A 4057-nucleotide genomic window follows, 5' to 3' on the forward strand; every position below is an offset into this window, starting at 1 on the left:
GTTCTCGATGTCGTTGGCCATCGGGATATCGTCGGCCAGGCCCAGGTTCTTCTTCATCAACTCGTTGATCCGCGCGTTGGCCTGATGCGGGATGAACACCTCGATGTCCTCCTTGGCCACCCCGGACACCTCCAGCGCGGTGGACAGAGCGCGCGGCAAAGTGACGGCGGCCCAGCGGAATACGCGCGGGCCCTCCATCCGCAGCGACATCCGGCCGATCGGCTCGACCGCCGGATCGGTGCCCTGCATCGCCTGGGCCTTCTCCATGTAGTCGAGGAAGTTCACGTCCTGGGCGATCGCGGCGGCGTTCTCGCCGTCGCTGCCCCACACGGTCGGCGAGATGCCGTTCTCCTCGCTCGGCCCGATCACCACCGCGCCCGCGCCGTCGCCGAAGATCATCGCGGTGCCGCGGTCGGTGGGGTCGAGCCCGACGGTCATGGTCTCGGCGCCGATCAGCAGCACGTAGTCGGCCGAGCCCGCCCGGATCAGGTCGGCCGCGACGCCGAGTCCGTAGCCGAAACCACCGCAGCCGGAGGTGAGGTCGAACGCCGGGATGCCGTTGATCCCCAGGTCGTGCGCGATGGACGGGGCGCCGTGCGGGGTGAGCATGAGCCAGCTCGACGTCGCGAGAATCAGCGCGCCGATCTTCGAGCGGTCGATCCCGCTGTTGACCAGCGCGCGTTCGCCCGCCGCGGCCGCGATCGACCGCAGCGTCTCGTCACCGCTGATCCAACGGCGGTTGCGAATGCCGGTGCGGTCGTAGATCCACTCAGGGTTGGAGTCCAGCACCTCGCAAACGTCGGCGTTGCTGACGATGCGCGCCGGCCGATAGGCGCCGATACCGAGCATCGCAACGTTGTCGCGATTCTTGTTGATTGCAATGCTCACCACTGAAGATGACCCTTCACCTTTGCAGAACTAGACCGCTGTCCAGGCTAGCTCAGCGCCAGATCCCTCAATCCGAGGATGGAGCGGTACTCCAGGCCCTCGGCGGCGATCACCTGATCAGCCCCGGTTTCCCGGTCCACCACGGTGGCGACGCCGACCACCGTCGCGCCCGCGTCGCGCAGCGCACGCACGGCCGTGAGCGGGGAGTTTCCGGTGGTCGTGGTGTCCTCGACGACCAGCACCCGCTTGCCGACGATATCGGGGCCCTCGATCTGGCGCTGCATGCCGTGCGCCTTGGCGGCCTTGCGCACCACGAACGCGTCGATCGGCCGGCCCGGCGCGTGCATGACGGCGAACGCGACCGGGTCGGCGCCCATGGTCAGGCCGCCGACGGCGTCGAAGTCCCAGTCGGCGACCAGTTCGCGTAACAGCTTGCCGATCAGCGGTCCCGCGTCGTGGTGCAGCGTCGCCCGGCGCAGGTCTACGTAGTAGTCGGCCTCCTTGCCCGACGACAGGGTGACCCTGCCGTGCACTACGGCCAGCTCGCGCACCAGCGCGGCCAATCTATCTCGGTCGGAACCGGCGGTGGTGCCCAGCGCCGACTCGTTGGTGGTTGCCTCGTCGATCATTCCTAAGTCCTTCCGCGTGCGTTGAACAAGCCGCGATTCAGTCGGGCCGCCAGGTTTCGCGGGATCATTCCGGCGACGGTGGTGAGCGCTTTGTACTGCATGCCGGGCACACTCAGTACCCGGCCTTTCTCCAGATCACGCAGGGAACCGGCAACCACCTGGTCGACGCTGAGCCACCAGGCTTTCGGCAGCGACGACTTATCGATGCCGGCTCGCTCGTGGAATTCGGTGCGCACGAATCCCGGGCACAGGGCCTGGACCCGGACACCCGTTCCGGCCAGTCCACCTGCCAACCCTTCCGTGAAGGATACGACGTAGGCCTTGGCCGCCGAATACGTCGATCCACGTCCGGGGATCACCCCGGCCACACTGGCCAGATTGATCACCGAGCCGTTCGCCGCCGCGATCATCGCGGGCAACGCGGCCCGGGTGAATTGCACCACCGCGGCGATGTTGACGTCCACCTCGGCCTGCAGCTGCTCGGGCGGGAGCGCCCAGAAAGGTTCGGCATGCGCGAATCCGGCGTTGTTGACCAGGAATTCGACACCCGCCCGCAACCTGGCCGCGACCCGCTCCCGAGCCGCCGGACTGGTCAGATCGGTGACGAGCACCTCGCACCGAGTGCCGAACCGGTGTTGCAACGCGTTGGCCAGGGTCACCAGGCGCTGTTCGTCCCGGGCGACGAGCACCAGGTCGTAGCCGAGCGAGGCCAGGCGCATCGCGTAGCCGTGCCCGATACCCGAGGTCGGTCCGGTGATCAACGCCACGGGCCTGCTCGCGCCGGGCAGGCGCGGCGGCACGGGGTGTTCGGTCATCGGCGCTCGGTCGGTCGGACGGCGGTCACCCTGCCGACACGGCCGGTCACTGCGGCACAGGTCCCTGATACGGACGGAACCCAGGGTGGAACGGTCCACCCGGCGGTTCGGCCGCACGATCGTCCTCGCGCGGGGCCTGGCGGCGGTCGGGCTGCTCATCGGCCCAGTCGTTGTCCGCGTGCTCGTCGCGCGGTGCGGGCGACCAGGTATCGCGCGGTACGGGCGACCAGTCGTCGGCGGCCTCGGGCTCCTCGCGGACGCGCGGCTCCTCGCGGACCCGTGGTTCTTCCCGGACCCGGGTGCGCGCGTCGGGCACTACGGCGAGCGAGGGGCGGCGCGGCGGTTCCGGCTCGTCCGGGGTGGACAGCGGGGCGCGCTCGTCGAAGTCCCCGTCGTAGTCCTGTTCGACGAAAGGCGGCTCGTCGTAGTCCTCGTCCTTACGCAGCCGCGGCGGCTGCACGCGGCCCGCGCCCACGGGCGCGTCCAGTTCGTCGTCGTCGAGTTCCTCGTCGCGGGCCCGGCCGCGCGGCCGCGGCCGGCCCGGATCGTGATCACCGCTGTCGAAGCGCGGCTCGCTGACCGGCGGCAGCACGTGCAGCAGGCCGGACAGGCGCAGCACCGCGTCGATCGAGGTCTCCCATTCGCGCGAGGAGGTACCCACCGACAGCATGCCCAGCGTCCAGTTGCCTTCGCTCCACAGCATCTGCACGGTGTCGGGCAACGTCTCGATGAACGCGACCATCCGCTGATCGACCGCGTGCCTGGCGATTTCCGGGTTGGTCGCGAAGACCACGCGGTCGCCGATCGCGCCGAGCAGTTCGAGGTCGGCGTCCTTGGGCGGCGAGGCCGTCTTGAGCCGCATGTCCACGTCGATGTCCGAACCGATCTGGCGCCGCACCGCGATCAGCGTCGCGGCGTCCTCCAGATCGAAGAGCACGAACTTCTCACCCTTGCGAATGCCGGACACCACGTCCACCGCGGACAGGTAGCCGAGCTTGGCCAGCGCACCGCGCCGCCACGTCGAGGGGAGCGCCGGCTCCACCGACACATACGTGTAGCCCTGGGATTTCGCCCAGACCTGCCGGGCGTGACCGGTCCGCTGCCGCTGGATCCGATCGAAATACAGCAGCACGATCGCACCCACGAGTGCGATCGCCGCCAAGCCGAACCACATTGCAGTCATCGCCGTCTAGCCTAATGGAAGCGGCCGGAGGCGGTCTGTTCTCGGCCGCGCGCCGAGCCGTGTGAAAGCGAGCCGGTTCATCTCGGGCCTCCGGGAAGCGACGTGCTGATGATGACCTTGGCGTGGATCGTCCCGTCGGCGCCCTTGTCGCCCTGGATCAGGACGATGTCGCCTTTGGGCAGGTCGGCGACCTTGGTGCCGGACACCGAGATCACCTGGGTGTTCGCATCGGTGTGCACCGTGACCGTGGCGTTGGTCAGGGTGCTGACCGTAAGGGTGCCGCCGTCGTTGGCGGTGATGGTGCCCATGGTGGTGCCGAGCGCGTCGATGCCGGGCAGTCCGGGCAGGCTCGGCAGCACGGTCGGGTTGGGCTGACCGGTGCGCGGCGACACCGGCGTCCGGTTGGCCGTCGGCAGGGCCGACGTGTTCGCGGCTGTGGACGAATCGGAGTCCTTACCGCTCAGCACCACGCCCGCGACCACGCCCGCGGCCCCGACCAGCAGCACCACACCGGCGATGAGCGCGATCCACAGACCGGTGTT

Annotated in this window: 5 protein-coding genes; all 5 read right to left on the reverse strand. The window is 69.0% G+C overall.

Going from position 1 to position 4057, the window contains the following annotated elements; all coding sequences use genetic code 11:
* Positions 1 to 891: beta-ketoacyl-ACP synthase 3 (locus NBRGI_RS14020; protein ID WP_029896309.1), on the reverse strand; the 891-nt coding region annotated here is incomplete at its 3' end.
* Positions 892 to 935: 44 nt separating this feature from the next.
* The gene (gene pyrE / locus NBRGI_RS14025) at positions 936 to 1517 is read right to left on the reverse strand and encodes an orotate phosphoribosyltransferase (protein ID WP_051727736.1); all 582 of its coding nucleotides are present in this window, start codon (positions 1515 to 1517) and stop codon (positions 936 to 938) included.
* A gap of 2 nt (positions 1518 to 1519) precedes the next feature.
* Complete coding sequence (locus NBRGI_RS14030) at positions 1520 to 2332, reverse strand: SDR family NAD(P)-dependent oxidoreductase (RefSeq protein ID WP_029896313.1); 813 nt, start codon at positions 2330 to 2332, stop codon at positions 1520 to 1522.
* Positions 2333 to 2378: 46 nt separating this feature from the next.
* On the reverse strand, positions 2379 to 3515 hold the full coding sequence (locus NBRGI_RS14035; protein WP_029896315.1) for a hypothetical protein: 1137 nt from the start codon (positions 3513 to 3515) through the stop codon (positions 2379 to 2381).
* 77 nt (positions 3516 to 3592) lie between these two features.
* Positions 3593 to 4057, reverse strand: a 465-nt coding sequence (locus NBRGI_RS14040) for a DUF5666 domain-containing protein (RefSeq protein ID WP_029896317.1), incomplete at its 5' end; no start/stop codon positions are given.

It is taken from the genome of Nocardia brasiliensis IFM 10847 (assembly GCF_000710915.1).
GTDB classification, from domain to species: Bacteria; Actinomycetota; Actinomycetes; order Mycobacteriales; family Mycobacteriaceae; genus Nocardia; species Nocardia brasiliensis_A.